27 protein-coding genes are annotated in these 26,383 nt (G+C 60.4%); 12 read left to right on the forward strand and 15 right to left on the reverse strand.

From position 1 onward, the window contains the following. Positions 1–110 precede the first annotated feature (110 nt). On the reverse strand, positions 111–1,919 hold the full coding sequence (locus ACZ0AZ_RS20035) for a monovalent cation:proton antiporter-2 (CPA2) family protein (RefSeq protein ID WP_463537977.1): 1,809 nt from the start codon (positions 1,917–1,919) through the stop codon (positions 111–113). 248 nt (positions 1,920–2,167) lie between these two features. On the opposite strand from ACZ0AZ_RS20035, the gene ACZ0AZ_RS20040 reads away from it, so the two are divergent. Then, the gene (locus ACZ0AZ_RS20040; protein WP_129998422.1) at positions 2,168–3,082 is read left to right on the forward strand and encodes a LysR family transcriptional regulator; all 915 of its coding nucleotides are present in this window, start codon (positions 2,168–2,170) and stop codon (positions 3,080–3,082) included. Here ACZ0AZ_RS20040 and ACZ0AZ_RS20045 read toward each other — a convergent pair. Then, positions 3,072–3,842, reverse strand: coding sequence for a substrate-binding domain-containing protein (locus ACZ0AZ_RS20045; protein WP_039762240.1), 771 nt, complete (start codon positions 3,840–3,842; stop codon positions 3,072–3,074). The genes ACZ0AZ_RS20040 and ACZ0AZ_RS20045 overlap by 11 nt on opposite strands. A 12-nt stretch (positions 3,843–3,854) precedes the next feature. Next, a complete protein-coding gene (gene tcuC / locus ACZ0AZ_RS20050; protein WP_463537978.1) occupies positions 3,855–5,147 on the reverse strand; it encodes a tricarballylate/proton symporter TcuC in 1,293 nt (430 codons plus the stop codon). 818 nt (positions 5,148–5,965) lie between these two features. Between tcuC and ACZ0AZ_RS20055 the strand changes: the two genes are divergently transcribed. Next, positions 5,966–6,274 (forward strand): RcnB family protein, encoded by a 309-nt coding sequence (locus ACZ0AZ_RS20055; RefSeq protein WP_039762238.1) that lies wholly within the window; start codon positions 5,966–5,968, stop codon positions 6,272–6,274. A gap of 88 nt (positions 6,275–6,362) precedes the next feature. After that, a complete protein-coding gene (locus tag ACZ0AZ_RS20060; protein ID WP_052269133.1) occupies positions 6,363–6,875 on the forward strand; it encodes a hypothetical protein in 513 nt (170 codons plus the stop codon). A 1-nt stretch (position 6,876) separates the two neighbouring features. On the opposite strand, the gene ACZ0AZ_RS20065 is transcribed toward ACZ0AZ_RS20060, so the two are convergent. Both ACZ0AZ_RS20065 and ACZ0AZ_RS20070 read right to left on the reverse strand, forming a co-directional pair. Then, positions 6,877–7,188: a protealysin inhibitor emfourin gene (locus ACZ0AZ_RS20065; protein ID WP_039762237.1), complete on the reverse strand. Its 312-nt coding sequence runs from the start codon at positions 7,186–7,188 to the stop codon at positions 6,877–6,879. 14 nt (positions 7,189–7,202) lie between these two features. After that, complete coding sequence (locus ACZ0AZ_RS20070; protein ID WP_039762235.1) at positions 7,203–8,249, reverse strand: M4 family metallopeptidase; 1,047 nt, start codon at positions 8,247–8,249, stop codon at positions 7,203–7,205. Positions 8,250–8,382: 133 nt separating this feature from the next. Between ACZ0AZ_RS20070 and ACZ0AZ_RS20075 the strand changes: the two genes are divergently transcribed. Then, the gene (locus tag ACZ0AZ_RS20075) at positions 8,383–8,721 is read left to right on the forward strand and encodes an FKBP-type peptidyl-prolyl cis-trans isomerase (protein ID WP_041477007.1); all 339 of its coding nucleotides are present in this window, start codon (positions 8,383–8,385) and stop codon (positions 8,719–8,721) included. A gap of 62 nt (positions 8,722–8,783) precedes the next feature. Here the strand turns inward: ACZ0AZ_RS20075 and ACZ0AZ_RS20080 are convergent, their stop codons facing one another. The 4 genes from ACZ0AZ_RS20080 to ftrA all read right to left on the reverse strand — a co-directional run bounded on the left by ACZ0AZ_RS20080 (position 8,784) and on the right by ftrA (position 11,702). Then, positions 8,784–9,116, reverse strand: coding sequence for a hypothetical protein (locus ACZ0AZ_RS20080; RefSeq protein ID WP_463537979.1), 333 nt, complete (start codon positions 9,114–9,116; stop codon positions 8,784–8,786). Positions 9,117–9,124: 8 nt separating this feature from the next. Continuing rightward, positions 9,125–9,364, reverse strand: a complete 240-nt coding sequence (locus tag ACZ0AZ_RS20085) for a pyocin S6 family toxin immunity protein (RefSeq protein WP_039762231.1) — start codon at positions 9,362–9,364, stop codon at positions 9,125–9,127. Positions 9,365–9,378: 14 nt separating this feature from the next. Further along, complete coding sequence (locus ACZ0AZ_RS20090; protein ID WP_463537980.1) at positions 9,379–10,599, reverse strand: S-type pyocin domain-containing protein; 1,221 nt, start codon at positions 10,597–10,599, stop codon at positions 9,379–9,381. Positions 10,600–10,745: 146 nt separating this feature from the next. Continuing rightward, entirely contained in the window at positions 10,746–11,702 is a 957-nt protein-coding gene (gene ftrA, locus ACZ0AZ_RS20095; RefSeq protein ID WP_463537981.1) for a transcriptional regulator FtrA, read from the reverse strand. 101 nt (positions 11,703–11,803) lie between these two features. Here ftrA and ACZ0AZ_RS20100 point away from each other — a divergent pair, with 101 nt between their 5' ends. The 4 genes from ACZ0AZ_RS20100 (at position 11,804) to ACZ0AZ_RS20115 (ending at position 15,501) form a co-directional block, all read left to right on the forward strand. Next, complete coding sequence (locus tag ACZ0AZ_RS20100; protein ID WP_463537982.1) at positions 11,804–12,232, forward strand: rhodanese-like domain-containing protein; 429 nt, start codon at positions 11,804–11,806, stop codon at positions 12,230–12,232. A gap of 277 nt (positions 12,233–12,509) precedes the next feature. Further along, positions 12,510–13,289 (forward strand): ABC transporter substrate-binding protein, encoded by a 780-nt coding sequence (locus ACZ0AZ_RS20105; RefSeq protein ID WP_463537983.1) that lies wholly within the window; start codon positions 12,510–12,512, stop codon positions 13,287–13,289. A 202-nt stretch (positions 13,290–13,491) separates the two neighbouring features. Then, a complete protein-coding gene (locus tag ACZ0AZ_RS20110) occupies positions 13,492–14,604 on the forward strand; it encodes a succinylglutamate desuccinylase/aspartoacylase family protein (RefSeq protein WP_463537984.1) in 1,113 nt (370 codons plus the stop codon). Between the two features lie 180 nt (positions 14,605–14,784). Beyond that, positions 14,785–15,501, forward strand: a complete 717-nt coding sequence (locus ACZ0AZ_RS20115; RefSeq protein WP_463537985.1) for an alpha/beta hydrolase — start codon at positions 14,785–14,787, stop codon at positions 15,499–15,501. Here ACZ0AZ_RS20115 and ACZ0AZ_RS20120 read toward each other — a convergent pair. Both ACZ0AZ_RS20120 and ACZ0AZ_RS20125 read right to left on the reverse strand, forming a co-directional pair. Further along, positions 15,491–16,048: a DcrB/PsbP domain-containing protein gene (locus ACZ0AZ_RS20120; protein WP_039762223.1), complete on the reverse strand. Its 558-nt coding sequence runs from the start codon at positions 16,046–16,048 to the stop codon at positions 15,491–15,493. The genes ACZ0AZ_RS20115 and ACZ0AZ_RS20120 overlap by 11 nt on opposite strands. An 84-nt stretch (positions 16,049–16,132) precedes the next feature. Beyond that, the gene (locus ACZ0AZ_RS20125; protein ID WP_039762222.1) at positions 16,133–16,906 is read right to left on the reverse strand and encodes a hypothetical protein; all 774 of its coding nucleotides are present in this window, start codon (positions 16,904–16,906) and stop codon (positions 16,133–16,135) included. A gap of 146 nt (positions 16,907–17,052) precedes the next feature. Between ACZ0AZ_RS20125 and ACZ0AZ_RS20130 the strand changes: the two genes are divergently transcribed. The 4 genes from ACZ0AZ_RS20130 to ACZ0AZ_RS20145 all read left to right on the forward strand — a co-directional run bounded on the left by ACZ0AZ_RS20130 (position 17,053) and on the right by ACZ0AZ_RS20145 (position 21,248). After that, positions 17,053–17,589 carry a chalcone isomerase family protein gene (locus tag ACZ0AZ_RS20130; protein ID WP_129998430.1) on the forward strand — a complete coding sequence of 179 codons (537 nt, stop codon included), beginning with the start codon at positions 17,053–17,055 and terminating at the stop codon, positions 17,587–17,589. A gap of 146 nt (positions 17,590–17,735) precedes the next feature. Continuing rightward, positions 17,736–19,055, forward strand: coding sequence for an Nramp family divalent metal transporter (locus tag ACZ0AZ_RS20135; protein WP_039762218.1), 1,320 nt, complete (start codon positions 17,736–17,738; stop codon positions 19,053–19,055). A gap of 154 nt (positions 19,056–19,209) precedes the next feature. Then, positions 19,210–20,430, forward strand: a complete 1,221-nt coding sequence (locus ACZ0AZ_RS20140) for a putative DNA modification/repair radical SAM protein (RefSeq protein ID WP_039762216.1) — start codon at positions 19,210–19,212, stop codon at positions 20,428–20,430. After that, the gene (locus ACZ0AZ_RS20145) at positions 20,427–21,248 is read left to right on the forward strand and encodes a TIGR03915 family putative DNA repair protein (protein ID WP_039762215.1); all 822 of its coding nucleotides are present in this window, start codon (positions 20,427–20,429) and stop codon (positions 21,246–21,248) included. The genes ACZ0AZ_RS20140 and ACZ0AZ_RS20145 overlap by 4 nt, the downstream gene beginning before the upstream one ends. Before the next feature lie 156 nt (positions 21,249–21,404). Here ACZ0AZ_RS20145 and ACZ0AZ_RS20150 read toward each other — a convergent pair whose 3' ends face one another. The 4 genes from ACZ0AZ_RS20150 to ACZ0AZ_RS20165 all read right to left on the reverse strand — a co-directional run bounded on the left by ACZ0AZ_RS20150 (position 21,405) and on the right by ACZ0AZ_RS20165 (position 26,383). Further along, positions 21,405–22,424, reverse strand: coding sequence for a branched-chain amino acid aminotransferase (locus tag ACZ0AZ_RS20150; RefSeq protein WP_039762213.1), 1,020 nt, complete (start codon positions 22,422–22,424; stop codon positions 21,405–21,407). 245 nt (positions 22,425–22,669) lie between these two features. Further along, positions 22,670–24,043 (reverse strand): dihydrolipoyl dehydrogenase, encoded by a 1,374-nt coding sequence (lpdA, locus tag ACZ0AZ_RS20155; RefSeq protein WP_039762211.1) that lies wholly within the window; start codon positions 24,041–24,043, stop codon positions 22,670–22,672. A 6-nt stretch (positions 24,044–24,049) separates the two neighbouring features. Continuing rightward, complete coding sequence (locus ACZ0AZ_RS20160; RefSeq protein WP_129998433.1) at positions 24,050–25,324, reverse strand: dihydrolipoamide acetyltransferase family protein; 1,275 nt, start codon at positions 25,322–25,324, stop codon at positions 24,050–24,052. Beyond that, the gene (locus ACZ0AZ_RS20165) at positions 25,325–26,383 is read right to left on the reverse strand and encodes an alpha-ketoacid dehydrogenase subunit beta (RefSeq protein WP_039762207.1); all 1,059 of its coding nucleotides are present in this window, start codon (positions 26,381–26,383) and stop codon (positions 25,325–25,327) included.

Here is a 26,383-nt window from a genome sequence, read left to right on the forward strand (position 1 = left end):
CGGGCAAGCCCGCTCCCACAGGGTTATATGTCGTACACGAAATATCGGTTCGACTCGACCAATGTGGGAGCGGGCTTGCCCGCGATGGCGGCTTGAGCAGCGCCGGATTTTCAGCTGTCGCGCGCTTGCTCTTCCAGTTGATCCGATTCAAACAACTTGGCCAGTTCCGCCCGGGCTTCCTGGGCGGTCTGCAGGACTTTGGCGGCGTCGTCGTAAACGGCGTGTTGCGCCTCCAGCACCTGTTCGTCGTGATGCTTGAAACGTTTGATGCGCGCATCGGCCTGGGCCTGGGTCAGCCCGAGGCCGACCAACGTGCGCCGGCTCATTTCCAGACTTGAATAATAGGTCTCACGAATCGCCTCCGCGCCCACATCAACCAGGCGATGCACGTGCTGACGGTTACGCGCGCGGGCGATGATTTTCATGTGCGGATAGAGCTTGCGCACCACTTCGGCAGTCTTGATGTTGGTCTCCGGATCGTCCGTGGCAATGACGAAATACTCCGCTTCGCCAACCTTTGCCGCGTGAAGGATTTCCGGGCGCATCGGGTCGCCATAGAACACCGGCACACCGCCGAAGCTGCGCGACAGTTCGATGGTTTCCACCGAGGTGTCCAGCGCAACGAACTTGATGTTCTGCGCGCGCAGAATCCGCGCCACGATCTGGCCCATACGGCCCATGCCGGCAATCACCACGCGCGGCGCTTCGGTGTCGATTTCGCGGAATTTCTCCGGCACTTCCACCGGCTGCACTTTCGGGCTGACCAGCCGTGCGCAGATCAACAGCAGCAACGGCGTCAGCGCCATCGACAGGGTGATGGTCAGCACCAGCATGTCGTACAGTCGCGGCTCGAACAGGCCTTGATCGCGACCGATCTTGAATACCACGAAGGCAAACTCACCGCCGGCAGCGAGGACGATGCCGAGGCGGATTGCGCTGATCTTGTTCAATCCTCCCGCCAAGCGCCCGACCACGAACAGCAGCGGCAATTTCAGGCCGATCAGCAGCAGGGTCAGGCCCAACACGGTGATCGGCGCGCTCAACAACAGGCTGAGATTGGCGCCCATGCCGACGCTGATGAAAAACAGCCCGAGCAGCAGGCCTTTGAACGGTTCGATCTGCGCTTCCAGTTCATGGCGATATTCCGAATCCGCCAGCAGCAGGCCGGCGAGAAACGCACCCAACGCCATCGACACGCCGACCAGATCCATCAGCCACGCCGTGCCGATCACCACCAGCAACGCGGTGGCGGTGGACACTTCGGGCAGACCGGTTTTTGCCACCACGCGGAACACCGGACGCAGCAGATATCGCCCGCCGATCACCACCACGGCAATGCCGCCGAGCACCTGCAGGCTGTGCCGAATATCATCGGCGGTGCTGGTGTGGTGATCGACGCCGGCGAGCATCGGCACCAGCGCGATCAATGGAATCGCGGCGATGTCCTGGAACAGCAGAATCGCAAACGCGAGACGCCCGTGGGGGCTGGTCAGTTCCTTGCGTTCGGCAAGGCTCTGCAGGCCAAACGCTGTAGAGGAGAGCGCCAGACCGAGGCCCAGCACGATCGCACTGTTCAGCGGCTGGCCGAACACCGACAGCGCCAGCCCGCCGATCACCGACGCGGTCAGCAGCACCTGCGCCAGGCCGACACCGAACACCGATTTGCGCATCACCCACAAGCGCCGCGGCGACAGCTCGAGGCCGATGATGAACAGCAACAACACCACGCCGAGTTCGGAAATATGCGCAACGCTTTGCGGATTGCCGATCAGTCCCAGCACCGATGGGCCGATGATCACCCCGGCAAACAGATAACCCAGCACAGCGCCCAGTTGCAGGCGTTTGGCCAAAGGCACGGTGAGCACCGCCGCGAACAGAAACACGACAGCGGCTTGCAACAGATTGCCTTCATGGGGCATTGGAACGACTCCTGACTACGGGTACGGCGGGGCGACAAGGATAAGGGTTACGCGGTCTCCAGACCATTCGAGATCCAATGTGGGAGCGAGCCTGCTCGCGAATGCGGTGGGTCAGTCACCTATGCATTGACTGATGCCCCGCATTCGCGAGCAGGCTCGCTCCCACAAGGGCAGCTCTTTCAGGCCTGTAATAATTTGCATCAAATGGTTACATTTATAACCCCTGCGCATCAATTTCCGGAAACGCCATGGCCATCAACTTCGACCTCAACGACCTGCAAGCCTTTCGTGCGGTGGTCGAGCAGGGCAGTTTTCGCAAGGCTGCCGAGACCGTGCGCCTGTCGCAACCGGCGCTGAGCCGGCGCATCGAAAAGCTCGAAGATGCCCTCGGCGTGAAACTGTTCGAGCGCACCACGCGCAAGGTCAGCCTGACCCAGGCCGGGCGCGGCTTCATGCCCAGCGTCGAGCGCTTGCTGGATGATCTCGACATTGCCTTGCTCGGCATCAGCGAAGTCGCCTCGACGCGTCTGGGTCATGTCACCGTCGCCTGCGTGCCGTCGGCGGCGTACTACTTCATGCCCCGCGTGGTCGCGCGCTATCACCAGCAGTTTCCACGGATCAAGGTCAAAGTCCTCGATTCCAGCGCCCACGATGTGTTGAGTGCGGTGGTCAATGGCGAGGCGGATTTCGGTTTGAGTTTTCTCGGCACGCAGGATGCCAAAGTCGAGTTCGAACCGCTTGTGCAGGAGTGCTACGTTGTCGCCTGTCGTCGCGATCATCCGCTGGCCGGGCGCAGCAGCGTCAGCTGGGACGAGTTCTATCAGCAGGATTACATCGCGCTGGACAAGACTTCGGGCAATCGCTTTCTGCTTGATCAGGCCTTGGGCGGGGTAGTGCCGCAGCGGCAGAGCATCTGCGAGACGCGGCATGTGACGACGATGATCGGGCTGGTGGAGGCGGGCTTGGGCGTGGCGGCGGTGCCGTTGATGGCGATGCCTGGGCCGGATCATCCGATCCTGACGCGGGTGCCACTGATTGAGCCGCAGGTGATGCGCAGTGTCGGCATCATCAAGCGCCGGGATCGCACGTTGACCCCGGCGGCACTGGAACTGGAGCGGCTGGTCGTAGAAATGCGCGTCCAGCCGCCAACGCTCAGCGCTTGACCGAATCCAGCCCGGTGGCCTGCACGTCAGCCTGAGCGGCCGGTGCAGCGAGGTAAGCGAGCAGGGCCTTGGCTTCTTGCGGATGCTCGGCCTTGACCGGAATGCCAGCGGCGAAACGCGTCACCGACTGTACCGATTCCGGAATCTTCGCGACGAAGCTCACGCCCGGCACCGGCAGCAATTCACTGACCTGCTGGAAGCCCAACTGATAGTCGCCAGTGGCGACCACCGAGCCGACCGGGATCCTGGCGATCATTTTCGCTTTCGGTTTCAGCTGGTCTTCGATGCCGAGTTTCTTGAACAGCTGCTGCTCGATGTACACGCCGCTGGCGCTGTCGGAGTAGGCCACCGACTGCGCATCAAGCAGGGCTTTCTTCAGACCATCGACATTGCTGATGTCCGGTTTCGCCGCGCCCTCACGCACCACCATGCCGATCCGCGAATCCGCCAGTTCAACGCGGGAGGCCGGGTCGACTTTGCCTTGTTTGATCAGCTCATCGAGGGCGTAGCCGACCATGATCACCACGTCGGCGTGCTCACCGCGCGCCAGACGATTGGGAATTGCTTCCGGCGCCTTGCCCATCGACGGGCCGAGGCTGGTGGTCAGGGTGTTACCGGTGGCGGCAGCGAATTTCGGCCCGAGGATCTTATAAGCGGCAGTGAAGCCACCCGAGGTCATCACGCTGAGTTCTTCGGCCTGGGCCGCGAAGTTGAAAGCGAGACCGGCGAGCAGGGCAGTGACAGTAAAGAGTTTTTTCATGGCGAGTTTTCCTCAGGCCGCGACAGGTTGCAGACGACCACCGGCACGGCGGTACAGATAAAGCGTGGCGCACAGCGCGCACAGGGCACCGATGCTCATCCAGTAACCTGGCGCGGCTTTGTCGCCGGTGTACTGGATCAGGAAAGTCGACATCGCCGGGGTGAAACCGCCGAAGATCGCCGTGGCCAGGCTGTAGGCCAGGGAGAAGCCGGCGACGCGCACTTCCACCGGCATGATTTCGGTCAGCGCCGGAATCATCGCGCCGTTGTACAAGCCGTAGATGAACGACAGCCACAGCAGCGACAGCAGCATGTTGGTGAAGCTCGGCGCCTGCACCAGGAACGACAGCGCCGGATAAGTCGTGGCCAGCGCCAGCAAGGCCATGCCGATCAGTACCGGACGACGGCCGATACGGTCGGACAACGCACCGCCAATCGGCAGCCAGAAGAAGTTCGAAACACCCACCAGCAGCGTCACCAGCAGCGCGTCGGAAGTGCTCAGGTGCAGCACGGTTTTACCGAAGGTCGGCGCGTACACGGTGATCAGGTAGAACGCGGTGGTGGTCAGCGCGACCATCAGCATCCCGCCAAGTACCACGCCCCAGTTCTGGCCGAGGGTGCGGAACACTTCGCGCATGCTCGGACGGTGTTTGCGCGCGGCGAACTCTTCGGTTTCCGCCAGATTACGACGCAGGAAGAAGATGAACGGGACGATCATGCAGCCGACGAAAAACGGAATGCGCCAGCCCCACGCGGCCACGACTTGCGGCTCCATCCACTGGTTCAGACCGTAGCCCAGCGCGGCAGCAACGATGATCGCCACTTGCTGACTGGCCGACTGCCAAGCGGTGAAAAAGCCTTTGCGGCCCGGCGTGGCGATCTCGGACAGATACACCGACACACCACCCAGTTCCGCACCGGCCGAGAAGCCTTGCAGCAGCCGGCCGATCAGCACCAGCGCCGGAGCGAACAGGCCAATGGTTTCGTATCCGGGCACCAGCACAATCAATATCGTGCCGCTGGCCATGATCGACAGGGTGACGATCAGACCTTTGCGACGACCGACATCATCGATGTATGCACCGAGCACAATGGCGCCGAGCGGACGCATCAGGAAGCCTGCGCCAAACACCGCGAACGTCATCATCAGGGAGGCGAACTCGCTGCTCGCCGGGAAGAACACCGCCGCGATCTGCGTGGCGTAGAAGCCGAACAGAAAGAAGTCGAACTGTTCGAGGAAGTTGCCCGAGGTCACCCGGAAGATGGCACCGGCCCGCGAGCCGTTGGTTGGGATTGAGGCTGTCATAGGAAAAGTACTCCACCGCTTTTATGACGTGCGCTACGGAGAAGCGGCGCACGGTTTTTATTGAGGTGGATGGTGGCGCAGATGTAACAATCTGTTAATTGCATTGTTGGCATGGATTGATGCGCGAGGCGGATCAATGCTTTGGTGCTTAGCGCATATGTGGGAGCGTGCGTGCCCGCGAAGGCTTTTTGTCGAGCGATAATTGTTCTGGTTGACCGGGTACATATCCGTTGCTGCGGTAACGGCTGCTTAGGGTTTCGCCCTTACGGCGAGTCACCTTTTCCAAACGCCGAAAAGGTAACCGAAAAGGCTTGCTCCTGCGTTTGGCCCTCGCAGGCTCGGGTTCCTTCGCTGCGGGATCGATCCGGGCGCAGCGGCTCCGGTTTGCTTCGCTGCACCTCCTTGCGCTGTGTCTGGCTGCGCCAGACGGTCGCTGCGCTCCCACGCCCGGATCAATCCCTCCACTCAGCCTTCCGACGTCGCCCGTGGATCAAAAGCACTCGAGCTAACGCACATTGTTGAGTGGGGCGGCTTCGCTGCTTTGCTTTTCTGTGGGAGTGGGCCTCCTCGCGATAGCGGTATCAGGCGAAAATGATGTTTGCCAGTCGAAGGTTATCGCGAGCAGGCTCACTCCTACAGAGATCGGAGCTCCGGTCAAAAAATTTGGTGAAACACCAATCCCTGTGGGAGCTGGCTGGCCAGCGATGGCGGTCTGATGGACGAAGCCCTCTAGTGTCCATCTCTGGCAAAAAACAAGGAATGTTTCCCGCGCCGCACAGTCGGAGTTCAGGTACTACCTATCTGAAAGAGGTTCACCGATGAACAGCAAAACCCTAATCGCCAGCCTGGCCCTTGTTGCGGGCATTGCCGGGATCACGCCCATTGTTCAAGCGGCGCAAACCTCCAGCGACCCCTCTGTGCAATCGCCGACCAGCGATCGCCAGCTGAAGGTCAACGACCGCGCGCCGGAAATGTACCAGCGCGAAGACAAGGCGCTGAAGAACTGGAAAGCCAAAGGTCTGAAAGCACCGATCGAGCAGGCGCAGTGGGTGCAGATCAATGACAAGTACGTGATGGTGATGATCACCAATGGCACGATTGTCGAGATGCAGCCGGTCGAGAAATAGCCTCGGCTTTACAATTGGCCACGGATGGCTGATTGCATTCGAACGCCGTTCCGGTAAAACAGCGGACGTCTGGATGAGGAACAAGGGATTGGACAAGAAACCGCTTTACCGCAAAGTGAATACTCGAACGTGGGGTGTTCGTCGCCACGAATCAGTTGCGCATTATCGCGATCAGCGCAACAGCAAAGCTGCAAGCCGTGACGAAGGCATGCGAAGTTCGATGCACCCAGGCAAACAATACGGGCGAGATTACACGCCGTTGTTTCGCTTCCTGCTGTCTCGGGTTGGCGGTTCTTGGGATGCCATTTTCAGCGAAGCTGTGGCGCGACTGGATCAATCAGCGCCGGTGTTCTGGATGGTTGCCATCCATGAGAAGGATCGCGAAGAAGTCGTGCGACTGGGTGAGTCCAGTTATTTCAACGGGCTTTACGTCGACGAGCAAAATCTCCTGCAACTGGTCAATCCGAAACTGAAGGCGCAGGACATGACGCCGAGCTGCGAGTGTTGTACGCACACGTTCAACGGTGTCGTATTCGGCCAGACCGCGGGCTTTGGCCCGCGCACATCGTCAGTTGTCGACGCAGAAGAACCGCCAGCATGAATCAGAGCAGCTCCCCCTTGTCCCACAAATGCACCAGCTCCCCCGGTGCACGGTCCTCCGGCACCTTCAACACCATTTCCCCGGACTGATAGCGCACCTCAATCTGATAAAAGCGTTGATCACCACGTCCGGATTCGCTGCTGTCCAGCGGCAGGCACCCCTCAAGCACCGAGCAGATTCTTGAACGCTGACTGATGTCGCATTGCGCGAATTCGATTTCCCTCGGGCGGCTCAGGCTGTGAATCGCTGCAACGCCACCCTGGCGAGATACGCGCAAAACGGAATCGTCATCCAGCTCGGGTAGCGTTTTCATACAGTCTCCTCGGATTATTCGATGCCGACCTGTGCCCAGGCTTGCTGCACTGAGCCGGCTGCTTCGGCGCCGAAGCGCTGAGCAGCGTGGTCGATGGTCAATTTTGCAAACGCGTCGAACGTTGCCTCTTGGCTCAAGCGGTTGTCGCATAGTGTGTCGTACCAGATGCGTCCGGCTTTTTCCCAAGCAAAGCCGCCAAATGCTCGGGCTGCCAGGTAAAACGCGCGGTTGGGAATGCCGGAGTTGATGTGTACGCCGCCATTGTCTTCGCTGGTGATGACGAACTTGCGCATATGGTCCGGCTGCGGGTCCTTGCCCAGCAGCGGGTCGTCATACGCCGTGCCGGGGTGCGACATCGAGCGCAGGCCCTTGCCCTGGATCTTAGGCATCAGCAGGTCGGCGCCGATCAACCAGTCGGCCTGCTCGGCGGTTTGACCGAGGGTGTATTGCTTGGTCAAGACACCGAACACGTCTGACAGCGACTCGTTCAACGCGCCGGACTGGTTGGCATAAATCAGCCCGGCTTCGCTTTCGGTGACGCCGTGGGCCAGTTCATGGCCGATGACGTCGAGCGAGCGGGTGAAGCGCTGGAAGATTTCGCCATCGCCGTCACCGAAGACCATCTGCGCACCGTTCCAGAATGCGTTCTCGTAGCCCTGGCCGTAATGCACGCTGCCGATCAGCGCGAAACCTTGATTGTCGATCGAGTCGCGACCGAGCACTTTCCAGAAGAAATCATAGCTGGCGCCCAGCGCATCGTAAGCCTCATCGACCGCCGGATCGCCCGACGCCGGCTGGCCCTCGAGACGCACCGGCATGCCCGGCAAGAGCATTTTGTTCTGCGCATCATGCACGCTGCGCCGGGCCAGGCCAGGCTTGGTCGCCTCCGGCAGAATCGCGCGCGCCGGCGGCTGCGAAGGGCGGCCGGGATTGGGCAGCAGACTGCGCACGTGGTTGAGCGTCTGCATCGCGGCGCTGCGCTGCGGCTCCGAACCGTGAGCAATGATTCGGTTGAGGATGTAGGGCGGGATGAAACTGCGCAGCAATCGAGAGTCGGTCATCAAAGCATCCTTGTCGTCATACGATGTCGATACACATGTGAGCGGTAAGGCGTGTTTTCGGTTCCATGGATTGCCATCGGCAACGGATTCTGCGAAAAACGCCGCCTGCAAATATCTCAACAGAGCCAACGACATGACAGACGAACTGCAAATCATCGACCTGCAACCGGGCGACGGCAAAGCCGCGGTGAAGGGCGCGCTGATTACCACCCAATACACCGGTTGGCTGGAAGACGGCACTGAATTCGACTCGTCCTGGAGCCGGGGCAAACCGTTTCAGTGCGTGATCGGCACTGGGCGCGTGATCAAAGGCTGGGATCAGGGGCTGATGGGCATGCAGGTCGGCGGCAAACGCAAACTGCTGGTACCGGCGCATCTGGGGTACGGCGAGCGGACCATGGGCAAGATTCCGCCGAATTCGAATCTCGTGTTTGAGATTGAGTTGTTGGAGGTTTTGACGCGGGAGGATTGACGTCTGAGGAACGTGCGTCTGGATGAAGCCACCCTCATCCAGACGCTTGCAACTTCGGATGCTCAGGTGAACATCTCAATATCGTCAATTGTGTCCTCAATGATGCCCTGCAACGAGGGCATCCGACGCCTTAAGTTTTCGAGCGCCGGCAAAACGGTTTCGGTATCCAGTCCATGCCGACGAGCCATATGGCCCAGGGCGGTGATGGCAGATGCAGCAATCGCCTCGGTTTCGCTGGAGAGGTGCTGGAAGCAGATCGCCTGAGCCCACACTGCATCTTCTTCGCTCATACCAATCGACACTAAGCCCATTACCACATTTTCGGCGACGCCACTTGCAATGCGAGTCATCGCCGCGTCGCGGGAAATGCATGGATCTTGGTAGATGAGGCTCATCGTCGACGCTAGCCCCTGACGCCGATGAATAAGTCCAGCTCCTTCGGCAATTGCTCTCCGAGTATTTCGCTGATCCGTTGAGTTTGGTCCGCAGTCAGCAGCCATTCTCCGTCGGGACTTAGATTGAGTTCTGGCCAGCCCATTACGGCCAATATCGGACGCTCAGATTTCGAGTGGACCGTCAGCTCGAATTTCAGCGTATCGTCCTCGCTTTCGTCTGGTAAAAAACCACTAATCCATAAATACATATTTTTATTCCTCTTCACTTTGGAGTCCATCGCTCGGGATCGGCAGGATCGATTTGCTCGCCCGTTTCGAGATTAAACTCACCTAGATGTTTGCCTTGCTTGTTATAGAGTTCTATAGCCCCTGTTTTGCTATCCCATTCATAGATTCGACCTTTCTTGTCTTTCCATCTGCTGCGCTTGCCGCCACCACCTTGAACACTGCTTTTGGATTTGATGGGATAGGTATCCGGGAATGCTGGGAGAGTTACGGGAGGCCGGTGATATTTGATGTCACCGCCAAGAGCAGGTCTTGAAAGCACAACGTATAGCGGGCGTACTCCGGAGTCCGCCGGAAAGACCAGAATAAAGTCCTGGTATTCAGGCGGGTAAACCGGATTGACGATGACGTTGTCCGCCTGCTCGGTCGGCGGGAATACCCAAATGTGGGGAACCTGCGGCGCACTTTCCAGCGGCGCAATTGCCGATCCGCGTGACGAGTCTACTGAGGGAGTCCAGAGCAGGGTCGCCCCATTGCCAAAATCTGCGACGTACGAGGCGCCTTGCTTGACGAACTGGACGACGGGAATCATTTCCCAGTCGCTGCGAGTTTGAGTGTTGTATCCGTATCCTTTCAACGTGCCGTCGGGCTGCTGTTCTACATGCAATCGAACCCGAGTCCGAGCCGTCTCAAGCGACTGTAGCTGCTCCTCTGTGTAGAGAGCGCTATCGGCGAGACTCGATGGCCACAGCAGCGCAACCAATCCGAGCAACCCGCCTGCGACGACACCGCCGGTGGCCAGGCTGGTGGTACTTGCGGCGGCAGTGCTAGTGCTCAGACTGCCAGAGCTGCCGAGAGCAGAAGCTCCGATCGACGCTTGCAAACTGGTCGCGCCAATTGCCTTGAGTGCAATATTCCCGGCGGAGTCACGTTCACGCCCCGCTAGCAAGGACAGCGTTCCATAATCCGAAATTTTCCCAACCGGTATAAATCCGGATGGATTGGCATCATTGATGACACCGTTCGGCAGCTTGCAACTTTTCACGAAAACACAGCCGCTTATATTTTGCTGTTCATGTATGACCTGGTGGCCAAGTCGATCTTCATGGGTCTGCTGCCGCGCCAGCATGTCTTCATAAGTGCCTTGTGCGGCCTCGCGCGCAGCAAGTTCGCTGGCAGTCATGTAGCGGCTGGTGATGTGGTGTCCGTCTCCCTCTGGCGGGTTCTGGATCCGGGGAATGTCTTTCTTGCTAGCCATGAGCGTCCTTGTCCGCTGTTAAAGACGAAGTGGACGCTAAAGCGACGAAGGAGTGATGGATGTAGGACGCGTCTGAAAGTGTTGCAGTTGTTAGGACTGCAAAAAGATCAAATCCATGACCAGTCAGGTCAACAAACCGCCTTACCCTACCGCCCAAACCGCTCCCGATAAACCGAAGGCGGTACGCCCACCACACTGCGGAACGCCACACGAAAACTCTCCACTGATCGATAGCCGCAGCACTGGGCGATCTGCTCGGTGTGCTGGTGGGTGCTTTCCAGTAACTCCCGTGCTCGCGCCAGCCGTTCATGTTGCAGCCACGCCTTGGGCGATTGCCCGCTGGCTTCGGTGAAGCGCCGCAAAAACGTGCGCTCGCTCATCGCGGCTTCACTGGCCAGATCGCGGACTTCCAGCGGTTCGTGCAGGCGTTCGCGGGCCCATTGCATGACGCGCGACAGGTCGCTGCGCGGCGTCGCGCTGACCGGGGTGGGGATGAATTGGGCCTGGCCGCCGGTGCGTTGTGGCGACATGACCAGGCGTCTCGCAACAGCGTTGGCGACCTGGGTTCCGAAGTCACGCGTCACGAGGTGCAGGCAGGCGTCGATGCCGGCTGCGCTGCCGGCGGAGGTGATCACCTGACCGGCGTCGACGTAGAGCACGTCCGGATCGACCTCGATCGCCGGGAAGCGTTGCGCCAGTTCACCGGTGTAGCGCCAGTGCGTGGTGGCGCGGCGGCCGTCGAGCAGGCCGCTGGCGGCGAGCACGAACACGCCCGAGCAGATCGACAGCAATCGCGCGCCTCGGTCATGGGCCTGACGCAACGCGTCGATCAGCGCAGGCGGTACCGGGGCGTTGCGGTCGCGCCAGCCCGGAATGACGATGGTCCGCGCTGCGGCGAGCAGTTCCAGGCCACCATCGGCCAGCACCTGAATCCCGCCCATAGCGCGCATCGGGCCTTTATCGACCGCGGCAATCGCGTGTTCGTACCAAGGGAAGTCGAACTCTGGCCGGGCCAGGCCGAAGATCTCGACGGCAATGCCGAACTCGAATGTGCAGAGGCCGTCGTAGGCCAGAATGGCAACCAGATTGGGCTGAGTGGGCATTTGGCGGAAAACTCCCGGTCGGTGTCTTACGCGCCACTGTAGCGGCAACCGCCGTCTCGATAAAGTTCGTTCATCCCCCACAGACAAAGGAGCAACACAGCATGACCAGCCTGGTTCGCGAAATTCCCGCCGCGCCTTCGGCGGTTGCCCTGATGCATTTCAGCAATCGTCTGACCTTCGAAACCGATTGTTCCGACGTGTTCAGTAGCCACGAGGCCGGGGAGGTCGATTTTGTTCTGGTGGATGTGCGCGGCCCGTTGGCGTTCGACCGCGGCCATGTGCCCGGTGCGATCAATATCCCGACCCGCTTGCTCACGGCAGAGCGCTTGGCCGATTACTCGAAAAACACTTTGTTCGTGGTCTATTGCGCCGGGCCGCATTGCAACGGCGCGAACAAGGCTGCGGTGAAATTTGCCGCGTTGGGCTATCCAGTCAAAGAGATGATCGGCGGCGTCACCGGATGGCTGGATGAAGGTTTCAACCTCAACGCGGCGGCGGTCGCCAACACACCCATCGCCTGCGAATGCTGATCTCTCTGTACGCGCAGCCTTCGGCAGCGCCTGCAGGGGAAACGACATTTTTTGCTCTGCAAACAGTCTTGTCCTACAGCCTTCGCACCACCACGGCGCACGCGTTGATCCTCGTCAATGCGTGCGCCGATGTTCTGTAAGTATTTGTCGCTTAAAAACAATTGCCCCCGCGCGCGTCGCCATAGACTGCCGGCCACTTCGGTTTTTGCCGTTAGAACGCCATGACCGAATGCTGAATCGAAAGCTGCCAATAAAAGCCTCCGCACGGGAGTAATAAATGAAAAAGCTAGTGATGTTCGGTGCCCTGGCACTGTCGATGTTGTCCCTGACCGCTGTGGCGGAAGACGCCAAGCCGATCCGCATCGGTATCGAAGCCGGTTACCCGCCATTCTCGATGAAAACCCCTGACGGCAAACTCACTGGTTTTGACGTGGACATCGGCGATGCGCTGTGCGCGCAGATGAAGGTCAAATGCACGTGGGTCGAGCAAGAGTTCGATGGCCTGATCCCGGCACTGAAAGTGAAGAAAATCGATGCGATCCTGTCGTCGATGACCATCACTGACGATCGCAAGAAAAACGTCGATTTCACCATCAAGTACTACCACACCCCGGCGCGCTTCGTGATGAAGGAAGGCTCGGGCGTGAAAGACCCGCTGACCGAACTCAAAGGCAAGAAAGTCGGTGTGCTGCGCGCCAGTACTCACGACCGTTACGTGACCGAAGTGCTGGTTCCGGCCGGGATCGAACTGGTGCGCTACGGCTCGCAGCAGGAAGCCAACCTCGACATGGTTTCCGGACGTATCGACGCGATGCTCGCTGACTCGGTCAACCTCAGCGACGGTTTCCTGAAAACCGACGCCGGCAAAGGCTTCGAATTCGTCGGCCCGACTTATGAAGACGCCAAATACTTCGGCGGCGGTGCTGGCATTGCCGTGCGCAAGGGCGATACCGCGCTGGCTGAGCAGTTCAACAAAGCCATCACCGAAATCCGCGCCAATGGCGAGTACAAGAAAGTCCAGGACAAGTACTTCGACTTTGACGTGTACGGCCATTAATACGCCGTGAAAAAAAGTGGCCCCGTTTGCGCGGTGGCCATTTTTTTATGTTTTCAGTTGTACTGATAGAGATCCATTGTGGGAGCGAGCTTGCTTTCGAATGCGGTTTAACATTCAGCATCTTTAGTGGCTGACACATTGCATTCGCGAGCAAGCCCGCTCCCACAGGGGACCTGTGTGATGCAGATATGAGGAGTCAACAATGCAACGCATCGACCACGTTCTGCCCTGGAGCCATTTGGGCAGTGAGCGCTCGCTCAGCGTGTTCCGTTACGGCGCTGGCAGCCGCAAGGTGTATATCCAGGCCAGCCTGCACGCCGATGAACTGCCGGGCATGCGCACCGCATGGGAACTCAAGCTGCGTTTGAACGAACTGGAGCAGCAGGGCCGTTTGCAGGGCGTTATCGAACTGGTGCCGGTGGCCAATCCGATTGGTCTGGATCAGCATCTGCAAGGCAATCACATGGGCCGCTTCGAACTCGGCAGCGGCAAGAATTTCAACCGCGCATTCGTCGAACTCAGCGCCCCGGTCGCAGCGCTGGTGGGCGAGCGTCTGGGCGCGGATGCCGAGGCCAACGTCGCCCTGATCCGCCAGGCCATGGCTCAGGTCTTCGAAGAATTGCCGGCGCCGGCCTCGCAACTGGAAGCCTTGCACCGCTTGTTGCTGCGCCACGCCTGCGACGCCGACATCACCCTCGATCTGCATTGCGACTTCGACGCTGCGATTCACCTCTACGCGCTGCCGCAACACTGGCCGCAATGGCAGTCTCTGGCGGCGCGACTAAAGGCCGGCGTAGCCTTGCTCTGCGAGGATTCCGGCGGCAGCTCGTTCGATGAATCGTGCTCGACGCCGTGGCTGCGTCTGGCCAAAGCGTTCCCGAACGCGGCGATTCCGGCGGCGAATCTGGCGACGACGCTGGAGCTGGGCAGTATGGGCGACACCCGCGTCGATCAGGCTCAGGCCAACTGCGAAGCGATTCTGGGCTTTCTCGCCGAGCAGGGCTTCATCAGCGGTGAATGGCCGGCGGCGCCTAGCGAATGTTGTGAAGGTTTGCCGTTTGAAGGCACCGAATACCTGTTTGCGCCGCACCACGGCGTGGTCAGTTTCTTGCGCAATGCTGGCGAGTGGGTCGAGCAGGGCGACGCGCTGTTCGAGGTTGTTGACCCGTTGCAGGATCGCGTGACCACCGTGCGCGCCGGCACCAGCGGGGTGCTGTTCGCGATTGATCGCGGGCGCTATACCGAGCCGGGGATCTGGCAGGCGAAAGTGGCGGGGCGGGTGCCGTTTCGTACCGGCAAGCTGACGAACGACTGACAGGTTGCGGTGAAGGTGCGGGCCTCTTCGCGAGCAGGCTCGCTCCCACAGGGGGAACGCATTTTAACGGTGGGAGCGAGCCTGCTCGCGAAAGGGCCATCAGCCACTCCACAAAATTTGGATCCTCAGCCGAGAATGTTAGGCTCCCCGCGAACCCGACACTCTGTGAAGGAAGGCTTTATGTTGAAACTATTCGCCCTGCTGACCCTGCTCGCATCCACCGCCGTCCACGCGCAAACCACCCTGCAATCCGATCTGCCACTCAAGTACCTCGAACAGGTCCACGCCGACGCCGAACCACGTCCGCTGGTGATTTTCCTGCACGGCTACGGCAGTAACGAAGCCGATCTGATCGGCATGAAATTTCAGCTGCCGGCGCAGTACAACTACCTTTCCGTGCGCGCGCCGATGACGTTGGGTGAAGGACGTTACCAGTGGTTTCGCAAGAAGGGCGACGGTGCCTACAACGGCGAGACCGATGATCTGAAGGTCAGCGGTCAGAAGCTGCGCGACTTTATCGCCCAGGCGGCGAGGAAATATCACGCCGCGCCGGACAAGGTTTACCTGATCGGCTTCAGCCAGGGCGCGATGATGAGCTACGAAGTCGGCCTGCGCGCCCCGGCGGCCGTTGGCGGCTTTGCCGCGTTGAGCGGGCGCTTGTTGCCGGTGCTCAAAGCCGAACTCAAGCCTGGCCAACCGCCGCTGCCGCTGAGCATCTTTATCGGCCACGGCACTGCCGATGACCCGGTACCTTACCGCCACGGCACCGAGGCCAATGCGCTATTGCAGAAACTCGATTACAAGCCCGAGTTTCACGCGTATCCGGGCGTCGGCCACAGCATCAGTTCGGCCGAATTGCGCGATCTGAATGGCTGGTTGCAGCGGCTCAATCCTTGACGATGGCTTTGACCAGGGCATCGTGACCTTTCTTGTCGCTGGCGCGGGAAATCACCTGCACCAGCGCCATCTTCGTTCCGGAGCCGGCCAGCAGCGTGGTGTTCAGGGTCTGGCCACCGCCTTGGGTGGCGGTGCTGTCAACCTGGCGCAGGCCGAGACCGGTGCCTTTCTGGGTCAGGCTTTTCTCGCTGAGCTTGTTGAAGTCCGGCAGGGCCTTGCGCTGATCGTCGATGAAACTCGATACGCTGCCGTCGAGAAACTCACCGTCGTTATCCTTGACGTTCTGCCCGGCCGGGATCTGGTTTTCGGCGGCGATGACCACGGTCTTGGAGGTCTGGTTGGTGTACATCGTGCCCTTGGCGCCGCTCGGGCTGGCGGGCAGCGGGTCGGCGACAAAGCCTTTGGGCAGGACGAAGGCAAACTTGCCGTCAAGCAGCGAGACCTTCTCGGTTTTGACTTTTTCCTTGGCGGCGTGTGCGTTGATCGCGGCGAAACCGGCGACGGCCGCCAGCATCAGGACGACGGCTTTTTTGCTCAACAATGACATCTGAATCTCCGGGAAATGGTCGCGCGAGGCGGGCGATCATCCCACGGAGCACACCGGGCGTTCCAGCGCGATTCGTCCGGGCGGTTATTGCGCTTGCGCCTTGGCCACTGGCCGCGCCAGCAGACGCCTGGTCACCCCGAGCATCGCTACCGACACCGCTACGCCTGCCACGAAGCCGCTGAGGCCCATGCTCGGCAGCGTCAAGGCCGACACCAGGCAGAACGCCGAGAACGAATACATGCCGGTCGCCGTTGCGCGCAATAACGCAGCGGTGAAGGCCGGACCGCGAGTTTGTTGCGAGAACACCGCCATCACACTGCCGAGCACCGGGAACACCGCCAGCAGCCCGCTCCAGCGTTCGCCGACAGTGCTGGCGAGCATCGTCACCACCAGTGTCAGCGCCGCGCCGGCAATCATTCGCCAGATCAGTTTGTCCGACTTCGGTGCTGGCCCCTTCAATACCGGCTGCACCTCCGGGAACAGATAAGGCGAAGCGAGCAGTGCCACCGCTGCCGCAATCACCGAGAACGGCAAGGACGCCGGAATGACCGACAACACCGCCGCCAGTACGCCCCAGACCGCCAGTGAAATCGTCAACGCCCATGGCCAATTGGCCCGCTGCGCCACCTGCGCATAGGTGATGCAGAACGCAATCATCGCGAACATTGCCGACAGCGCCGCCACCGCCGATTGCGCGGCAAACTGCGGCCCTTGTTCGATGGCGAGGAAAAACAGAATCGGCCCGACCACCACCGGCAATCCTGACAGCCATCCGGCCACGCTCGGCCCCCAGCGTTTGCCCGCCAGGGAAATCAGCAGGAGAAAACCGGGAATCAGCAGCAGTTTGAGGATCAGCACGCGGGTGTCTCCGTCGGGTCAGAATGAGCCACGTTAGCACTGCCGACTGAAGATTGCTGCTCATGTTCGCAATTTTTGTATACAAAAAATCAGGTGCGAATCCAGCTATGCTTTGCTCATCAGCAGGCAGCGGAGACGATACGGCGATGAACAGAACACCCAAGCTCGTACGTGGTTGTTGTGGCATCGGCTTGTGGGCACTGTTGCTGACGCCGACGTGGGCCAATTGGCAGGACGCAGTGCCAGGGGCGCAAATCATTGGAAGCGGCGATTTCAGCGTGTTCGGCTTCGATGTTTACAGCGCGCGCTTGTGGAGTGCCGCGCGGCCTCTGGCGGACGGCCAGCCGTTTGCCCTGGAGCTGATCTACCGGCGCAAAATCTCGCGAGACGATCTGGTCAGCACCAGCGTCGAAGAAATCAAACGCCTTGCCGGTCCCCGGGTCACTTCTGCGCAATTGGCTGGCTGGCAGACGCAAATGCAGCAATCGTTTGTCGACGTGCAGGCCGGCACGCGGATTACCGGTGTGTATCTGCCGGGGCAGGGCGCGCGGTTTTTTGTCGGCCAGAAGCTTCAGCATGAGATCGAGGATCCGCAGTTTGCCAAGGCGTTTTTTGATATCTGGCTGGACCCGCGTACGCGCAGTCCCGAGTTGCGCGAGCAGTTGCTGGGGGTGAAACGATGAGATCAGAAGATCGCAACCTTCGGCAGCTCCTGCAGGACATCGCATTACCCATGTACGAGCTGCCGAAGGCTGCGATCTTTGCTCTTCAAGGCTGTGGGCGAAACGACTAAGCTGCCGGGCTCCCGTGTTTGTTTCTGGATGTGTGCGTGAAATTCAGTTTGCCCAAAATCGCCACCGCGCCGTTTTGTCCACCGGAAGTCGCCGGTAGCGTCGCGGTCGATCCGACTGCTTCCTTCTTCAAACGTGTGCTGCGCTTCGCCGGCCCCGGTTTGCTGGTGTCGATCGGCTACATGGACCCGGGCAACTGGGCCACCGCGATTGAGGCCGGTTCGCGTTTTGGCTACAGCCTGTTGTTCGTGGTGTTGCTGGCGAGTCTGGCCGGCATGGTGGTGCAGTGCCTGTGCTCGCGGTTGGGCATCGCCACCGGGCGCGATCTGGCGCAGCTGTCCCGTGAGCGCTACAGCACGCCGACCGCGCGTTTGCAGTGGGTCTTGGCGGAAATCTCGATCATCGCCACCGACCTCGCCGAAGTGCTTGGCTGCGCCTTGGCATTTCACCTGCTACTCGGCTGTTCGCTGACCTTCGGCATCGCTTTGACGGCGTTCGACACGCTGCTGGTGCTGGCCCTGCAAAACCGTGGTTTCCGCCGTCTCGAAGCGATCATGCTGGTGCTGGTCGCGACTATCGGCGTGTGTTTTTTCGTTGAGCTGTTGCTGATCAAACCCTACTGGCCAGACGTCGCGATGGGCTTCAAACCGTCGCTGTCGGCTATTGGCGATGCTGCGCCGCTGTATCTGGCCATCGGCATCCTCGGTGCCACGGTGATGCCGCATAACCTTTATCTGCACACCTCGATCGTGCAGACGCGGATGATCGGCAAGGATCTGGCGAGCAAGCAGGACGCGGTGAAACTGGCGCGGATCGACACCATCGGTTCGCTGGCCTTGGCGTTGCTGGTCAACGCGGCGATCCTGATTCTCGCCGCGGCGGCGTTCCACCAGTCCGGACATACCGATGTGGTCGACATTCAGGACGCCTATCACTTGCTCGATCCGCTGGTGGGCGGTGCGCTGGCGAGTGTGTTGTTCGGTGTGGCACTGCTGGCGTCCGGGCAGAGTTCGACGTTCACTGGGACCATCGCCGGGCAGGTGATCATGGAGGGCTATCTGAACCTGCGCATCCCGTGCTGGCAGCGGCGCCTGATCACCCGCGGGCTGGCGCTGATTCCGGCGTTCATTGGCGTCTGGTTGCTCGGTGACGGCGCGATCGGCAAGTTGCTGGTGTTGAGCCAGGTCGTGCTCAGCCTGCAACTGCCGTTTGCCCTGTACCCGTTGATACGCATGACCAACGACCGACAATTGATGGGGCCGTTCGTCAATCGCTGGCCGACGCGGGTGCTGGCGTGGGGGCTGTTTGTGTTGATCAGCGGGGCGAATTGCTGGTTAATCCTGCAGTGGGCGGTTTGATCACTGAGTTGCGGTGACTGGCAGGGCCTCTTCGCGAGCAGGCTCGCTCCCACACGCCGCAAACTGGATGGCCAGCCGACGAGGGGTCATCCGTCAACTTGTTTCGCGGCGGTCGAGCCTATACTGTATATGCACACAGTAAAGAGCCCGTGCCATGCAAATCATCGACAAGCTCAGCATCCTCGCCGACGCCGCCAAGTACGACGCCTCCTGCGCCAGCAGCGGTGCGCCCAAACGCAGCTCCGAGGGCAAGAGCGGGCTAGGTTCGACGGATGGCATGGGCATTTGCCATAGCTACACGCCGGACGGGCGCTGTGTGTCGTTGTTGAAAATCCTGCTGACCAACTTCTGCCTTTACGATTGCCAGTACTGCGTCAATCGCCGTTCCAGTGATGTGCCGCGTGCGCGCTTCACCCCGGAAGAAGTCGTGACGCTGACCATGGATTTCTACCGGCGCAACTGCGTCAGCGGCCTGTTTCTCAGCTCCGGGATCATCCGCTCGGCAGACTACACCATGGAGCAACTGGTGCGCGTCGCCAAGTTGCTGCGTGAAGAGCACGAATTTCGCGGCTACATCCATTTGAAGACCATTCCCGAAGCCGATCCTGCCTTGATCGAAGAAGCCGGGCGTTATGCCGACCGTCTCAGCGTCAACATCGAACTGCCCACCGACGCCAGCCTGCAGACGCTGGCGCCGGAGAAGGACATCACCTCGATCAAGCAAGCGATGAACACCATCTACACCGGCGTGCAAACGGTGTTGAACGAGCCGCGCTCGGCCAAGTTCGCCCCGGCCGGGCAAAGCACGCAATTGATTGTCGGTGCCGATGACACCGATGACAGCACCATCCTGCACAGCGCCCAGTCCCTGTATGGCAACTTCCGTCTGCGCCGGGTTTATTACTCGGCGTTCAGCCCGATCCCCGACAGCCCGAAAAGCGTACCGCTCGCCGCGCCGCCGCTGATGCGCGAGCATCGTTTGTACCAGGCCGATTTCCTCCTGCGCAGCTATGGCTACAGCGCAGATGAATTGCTCAAGGGGCCGGGCAATCTGGCGCTCGACATCGACCCGAAGCTGGCCTGGGCCCTGGAAAATCGCGAAGTGTTCCCGCTGGACCTCAACCGTGCCGACGCGTCATTGATCGCACGCATCCCCGGCATTGGCTTGCGCACCACCGAGCGCCTGGTCGAGCTGCGCCGCCAGCGTCGCATCCGTTACGAAGACGTAGCGCGGATGCGCTGTGTGCTGGCCAAGGCCAAGCCGTTCATCATCACCAGCGACTACCATCCGCAGCAGGCGGAAGTCACCAGCCACATGCTCTACCAGCAATTGCGCGACCGGCCGATGCCGCAGCAGATGGGGTTGTGGGGATGATCAGTCTCGATTGCGACGATCTGTTCGACACATGGCGTCAGCAGGCGCGCTGGTTGCTCAGCCATGAAATCGATCCAAGTCTGGTGAGCTGGGCGGCGGAAGGCGTTGGCGATCTGTTTGCCAGTGATGATCACGTGCCCGAAGGGCAGGGGCCGTTTCAGGCGCGTATTCCCCGTGCGCTGCTCGACACCCTCGAGCAAGCGTCGCGCTATCGCGGTGAACAGCGCTGGAGCCTGTTGTATGAAGTGCTCTGGCGCGTCAGTCACGGCGACCGCACGGCGATGATGGCCGGCGATAAGCTCGGCAGCGAATTGCAGCGCCGTATCAAACAGGTCAGCCGCGAGGCCCATCATCTGCATGCGTTTGTGCGTTTTATCGAGCGGCCGAAGGATCAGCCCGGTCCACAATACGTGGCGTGGCACGAGCCGGCCCATGACATTCTGCACAGCGCCAGCGCGCACTTCATCGGGCGCATGGGCCAGCATCGCTGGTTGATCGCCACGCCGCGTGACGGCGTTTATTACGACGGCGAGCAATTGATTCACGAACGGCAGTGCCCGATCGAATGGCAGCAACTGGCACAGAACGTCGATGACCCTCACGGCGATTTGTGGTTGACCTACTACAGCCACATCTTCAACCCGGCGCGGTTGAACCCGAAAGTCATGCAGGGGCATTTGCCGGTGCGGTTCTGGAAGAACCTGCCGGAGGGTGAGTTGATACCGGGATTGATTACCCAGGCGCGAATGGGCAAGCAACAGAATGGGCAGGCGAGTGGGATTGCCAGTCGAGCCGGAAAGCGGATTGCTTTGAAATAGAAGATCAAAAGATCGCAGCCTTCGGCAGCTCCTACAGAGACCGTGTAGGAGCTGCCGAAGGCTGCGATCTTTTGATTTTTTGATCTTCTGTAGCCCAGCAAAAAGCCCTCCATTCATCACTCAATGGAGGGCTTTCCAACATCAATAACCGTCAATTCAAACTTTGACGATCCAGCCCGCAGGCGCTTCGATGTCGCCGGTCTGCACGCCAGTCAGCTCTTTGTAGAGCTGCTGGGTCACCGGGCCTACCTCGGTTTCGCTATGGAATACATGCAGATGATCGTTGTAGCTGATGCCACCAATCGGGGTGATCACGGCAGCGGTACCGCAGGCACCGGCTTCCTTGAAGTCCGCCAGTTTGTCGATCAGCACGTCGCCTTCAACCACTTCCAGGCCCAGACGCGATTTCGCCAGCTCGATCAGCGACAGGCGGGTGATGCCTGGCAGGACCGATGGCGAGTTCGGGGTGACGAACTTGTTGTCGTGGGTGATCCCGAAGAAGTTGGCCGAACCGACTTCCTCGATCTTGGTGTGGGTCATCGGATCGAGGTAGATCGCGTCGGCGAAGTTGGCTTTCTTGGCTTTCGAGCCCGGCATCAGGCTGGCGGCGTAGTTGCCGCCGACCTTGGCCGCACCGGTGCCTTGTGGGGCCGCGCGGTCGTAGCTGGAGATCTGGAAGTTGTGCGGGGTCAGGCCGCCCTTGAAGTAGGCGCCGACCGGGATGCAAAAGATCGAGAAGATGAACTCGGGTGCGGTGCGTACGCCGATGTTGTCACCAACGCCGATCACGAACGGACGCAGGTACAGCGCGCCGCCGGTGCCGTACGGCGGGATGAAACGCTCGTTGGCGCGAACCACGGCTTTGCAGGCTTCGATGAACTGCTCGGTGTCGACCGTCGGCATCAGCAGACGCGCGCAGCTGCGCTGCATGCGCAGGGCGTTCTGGTCCGGGCGGAACAGGTTGATCGAGCCGTCCTTGCAGCGATAGGCCTTCATGCCTTCGAAGCACTGCTGGCCATAGTGAAGGGCAGTGGAGCCTTCGCTGATGTGCAGGACGTTATCTTCGGTCAGGGTGCCTTTGTCCCACTCGCCATCGCGAAAGTACGACAGATAGCGCTTGTCGGTCTTGATGTAGTCAAAACCCAGCTTGTCCCAATTGATGCTTTCGTTACCCATGACACCCTCTATCACTGAACAACCGCCGAAACGGTTCAAGGCTTCTGACGTTTTTTTGGATGGGCACAACAATACTTCATTCTTGAGCGGTTTCGCAGCTTGTGGCGAGGGGATTTATCCCCGCTGGGCTGCGAAGCGGCCCCTTTGGCTCAGATATCTGACGTTCGGCGGTGGCCGATTTTGCGGTTGCTGGGCAACCCAGCGGGGATAAATCCCCTCGCCACAGCGGCATTCGGCTGCATCTGTCACAGATGCAGCGCATGCCCCAGCGCCCGCAACGCCGCTTCCTGCACCGCTTCGCCCAAGGTCGGGTGCGCATGAATGGTGCCGCCGATGTCTTCCAGCCGCGCGCCCATTTCCAGGCTTTGTGCAAACGCTGTCGACAACTCGGAAACCCCAACGCCCACCGCTTGCCAACCGACAATCACATGATTATCCCGACGAGCAACCACGCGCACGAAGCCGCTTTTCGATTCCAGGGTCATCGCCCGGCCGTTGGCGGCGAACGGGAAACTTGAAACGATGCAGTCCAGCCCGGCAGCCTTGGCTTCGTCCGGGGTCTTGCCGACCACCACCAGTTCCGGGTCGGTAAAGCACACGGCAGCGATGGCGGTGGGGTTGAACTCACGGGTCTTGCCGCTGATCAGCTCGGCAACCATCTCGCCTTGAGCCATGGCGCGGTGCGCGAGCATCGGTTCGCCGCTGACATCGCCAATGGCGTAGACATTATGCATGCTGGTCTGGCAACGGCTGTCGATCCTGATCGCCGAACCGTTCATGTCCAGGTTCAGTGCTTCGAGATTGAAGCCTTGAGTGTTGGGTTTGCGCCCGACGGCGACCAGCACCTGATCGGTTTCCAGGTTCAAGGATTCACCCTCGGGATCGCGCACCTGCAACGTGCCGTCGAAACCCAGAACGCTGTGCTTGAGGTACAGCTTCACGCCCAGTTGCTTCAGCGCTTCATGTACCGGTTGCGTCAGCTCAGCATCGTAGGCGGGAAGGATGCGATCCTGCGCCTCGACCACGCTGACGTCGGCGCCGAGCTTGCGATAGGCAATGCCCAATTCCAGGCCGATGTAACCACCGCCGACCACCACCAGGCGTTTTGGCACGGACGTCGGCGCCAGCGCTTCGGTGGAGGAGATGATCGGCCCGCCAATCGGCAGGATCGGCAGGTTGACGCTGGTCGAACCGGTGGCCAGCACCAGATGCTCGCACTGGATGCGCGTATCGCCGACTTCCACGGTTTTGCCATCGATGATTTTCGCCCAGCCGTTGACAACCTGGACCTTGTTCTTCTTCAGCAGTGCCGCGACGCCAGTGGTCAGGCGATCAACGATGCCGTCCTTCCACTCGACGCTTTTGCTGATATCCAGGGTTGGCGCGGATACGTTGATGCCTAAGGCCGAATGCTGGCTGTGATGCTGCGTCTGGTGAAACTGCTCAGCGACATGAATCAGCGCTTTTGACGGAATGCAGCCGATATTCAGGCAGGTACCGCCCAACGATTGGCCTTCGACCAGAATGGTCGGGATGCCCAGTTGTCCGGCGCGGATCGCGGCGACGTAACCACCAGGGCCGCCGCCGATGATCAGCAGCGTCGTGTTCAGAGATTGCATGCAGGCTTACTCCACAAACAGAGTGGCAGGTTGTTCGAGCAAGCCACGGATGGCCTGGATGAAGAGCGCCGCATCCATGCCATCGACCACGCGGTGATCGAAGGAGCTGGAGAGGTTCATCATCTTGCGGATCACGACTTGGCCTTTGATCACCATTGGCCGCTCGACGATTTTGTTCACGCCGACAATGGCCACTTCCGGCAGATTCAGCACCGGCGTGCTGACAATCCCGCCCAATGCGCCGAGGCTGGTCAGCGTAATGGTCGAACCGGACAGCTCATCGCGGCTGGCCTTGCCATTGCGTGCGGCATTGGCCAAACGCGAAATTTCCGCGGCGCTGTCCCACAGGCTGCGCGCTTCGGCGTGACGCACCACGGGCACCATCAGGCCGACATCGCTTTGCGTGGCGACGCCGACATGCACCGCGCCGAGACGGGTGATGACTTGCGCTTCGTCGTCATAACGGGCGTTCATCTGCGGGAAGTCGCGCAGGGCCACAACCAGTGCACGGACAAGGAACGGCAATAAGGTCAACTTGCCTCGGCTGGCGCCGTGCCTTTCATTGAGATGCGCACGCAGTTCTTCTATCGCGGTAACGTCGATTTCCTCGACGTAGCTGAAATGCGCGGCACGCTGAGTGGCGTCCTGCATGCGCTGAGCGATCTTGCGGCGCATGCCGATCACTTGAATCTGTTCTTCGTCGTTGCGTTGGGCGTAAGCGGCAGCGGCCGGCGCCGAAGCGTTCGACTGACCTTGCGCCAGATAGGTCTCAAGATCCTCATGCAACACGCGACCGGCTGGGCCGCTGCCGCGCACCAGACGCAATTGAATACCCAGATCCAGCGCGTGTTTGCGCACGGCTGGCGAGGCAAGCGGGCGTTCGCCTGGTTCGCGAGCAACCATCGGGCCTTGGCAGGCAGGAGCAGGGGCAGGGCGCGGCGCGGCTGCAACAGGTTTGCTCTCCACGACGGCTTCAACTGTCGGCGCAACAGGCTCTTTCGTAACAACAGGCGCGGCGGACTCTTTAAGGTTGCCTGCACCTTCAACTTCGATGCTGATCAGCACACTGCCGACCGCCATCACTTCACCCGGCTGGCCACCGAGCGCAATTACTTTGCCGTGCACTGGCGAAGGAATATCGACCATCGCCTTGTCGGTCATCACATCCGCCAGCACCTGGTCTTCAACCACCAGATCGCCCACCTTGACGTGCCACTGCGACAGTTCTACTTCTGCGATGCCTTCGCCGATGTCCGGCATCTTGATAACGTGCGTGCCCATTCAGACCTCCATGACCCGTTTCAACGCCGCACCCACTCGGGACGGCCCTGGGAAATACGCCCACTCCTGCGCGTGCGGGTAGGGCGTGTCCCAACCGGTGACGCGTTCGATCGGCGCTTCCAAGTGATGGAAGCAATGCTCTTGCACCAGCGACACCAGTTCGGCGCCGAAACCGCAGGTGCGCGTGGCTTCGTGAACCACCACGCAGCGACCGGTTTTCTTCACCGATTTGACGATGGTGTCCAGATCCAGCGGCCACAGGCTGCGCAGGTCGATGACCTCGGCATCCACGCCTGACTCTTCGGCAGCCACTTGCGACACATAAACGGTGGTGCCGTAAGTCAACACCGTCACATCTTTGCCCGGACGAGTGATCGCGGCGACGTCTAGCGGCACGGTGTAATAGCCATCCGGCACTTGCGCGGCAGGGTGTTTCGACCACGGAGTTACCGGGCGGTCGTGATGGCCATCGAACGGGCCGTTGTACAGGCGTTTCGGCTCGAGGAAGATCACCGGGTCATCGTTTTCGATGGAGGCAATCAACAGGCCTTTGGCGTCATACGGGTTGGACGGCATGACGGTGCGCAGACCGCAGACCTGAGTGAACATCGCCTCGATGCTCTGGCTGTGGGTCTGGCCGCCGTAGATGCCGCCGCCGCACGGCATGCGCAGGGTCATCGGCGCGGTGAACTCACCGGCCGAGCGATAACGCAGGCGTGCCGCTTCGGAAATGATCTGGTCGGAGGCGGGGTAGACGTAGTCGGCGAACTGGATTTCCGCAACCGGACGCAAACCGTAGGCGCCCATGCCGACGGCCACGCCGACGATGCCGCTTTCCGAGATCGGCGCGTCGAACACCCGCGAGGTGCCGTACTTGGTCTGCAGGCCTTCGGTGCAGCGGAACACGCCGCCGAAGTAGCCGACGTCCTGACCGAAGACGACGACGTTGTCATCGCGCTCAAGCATCACATCCATGGCCGAGCGCAGGGCCTGGATCATGGTCATGGTGGTCGTGGTCATGGCGGTTTCCAACTGAATATTGTTGTTGTGATCGTTCAT

It is taken from the genome of Pseudomonas sp. AC239 (genome assembly GCF_979258545.1).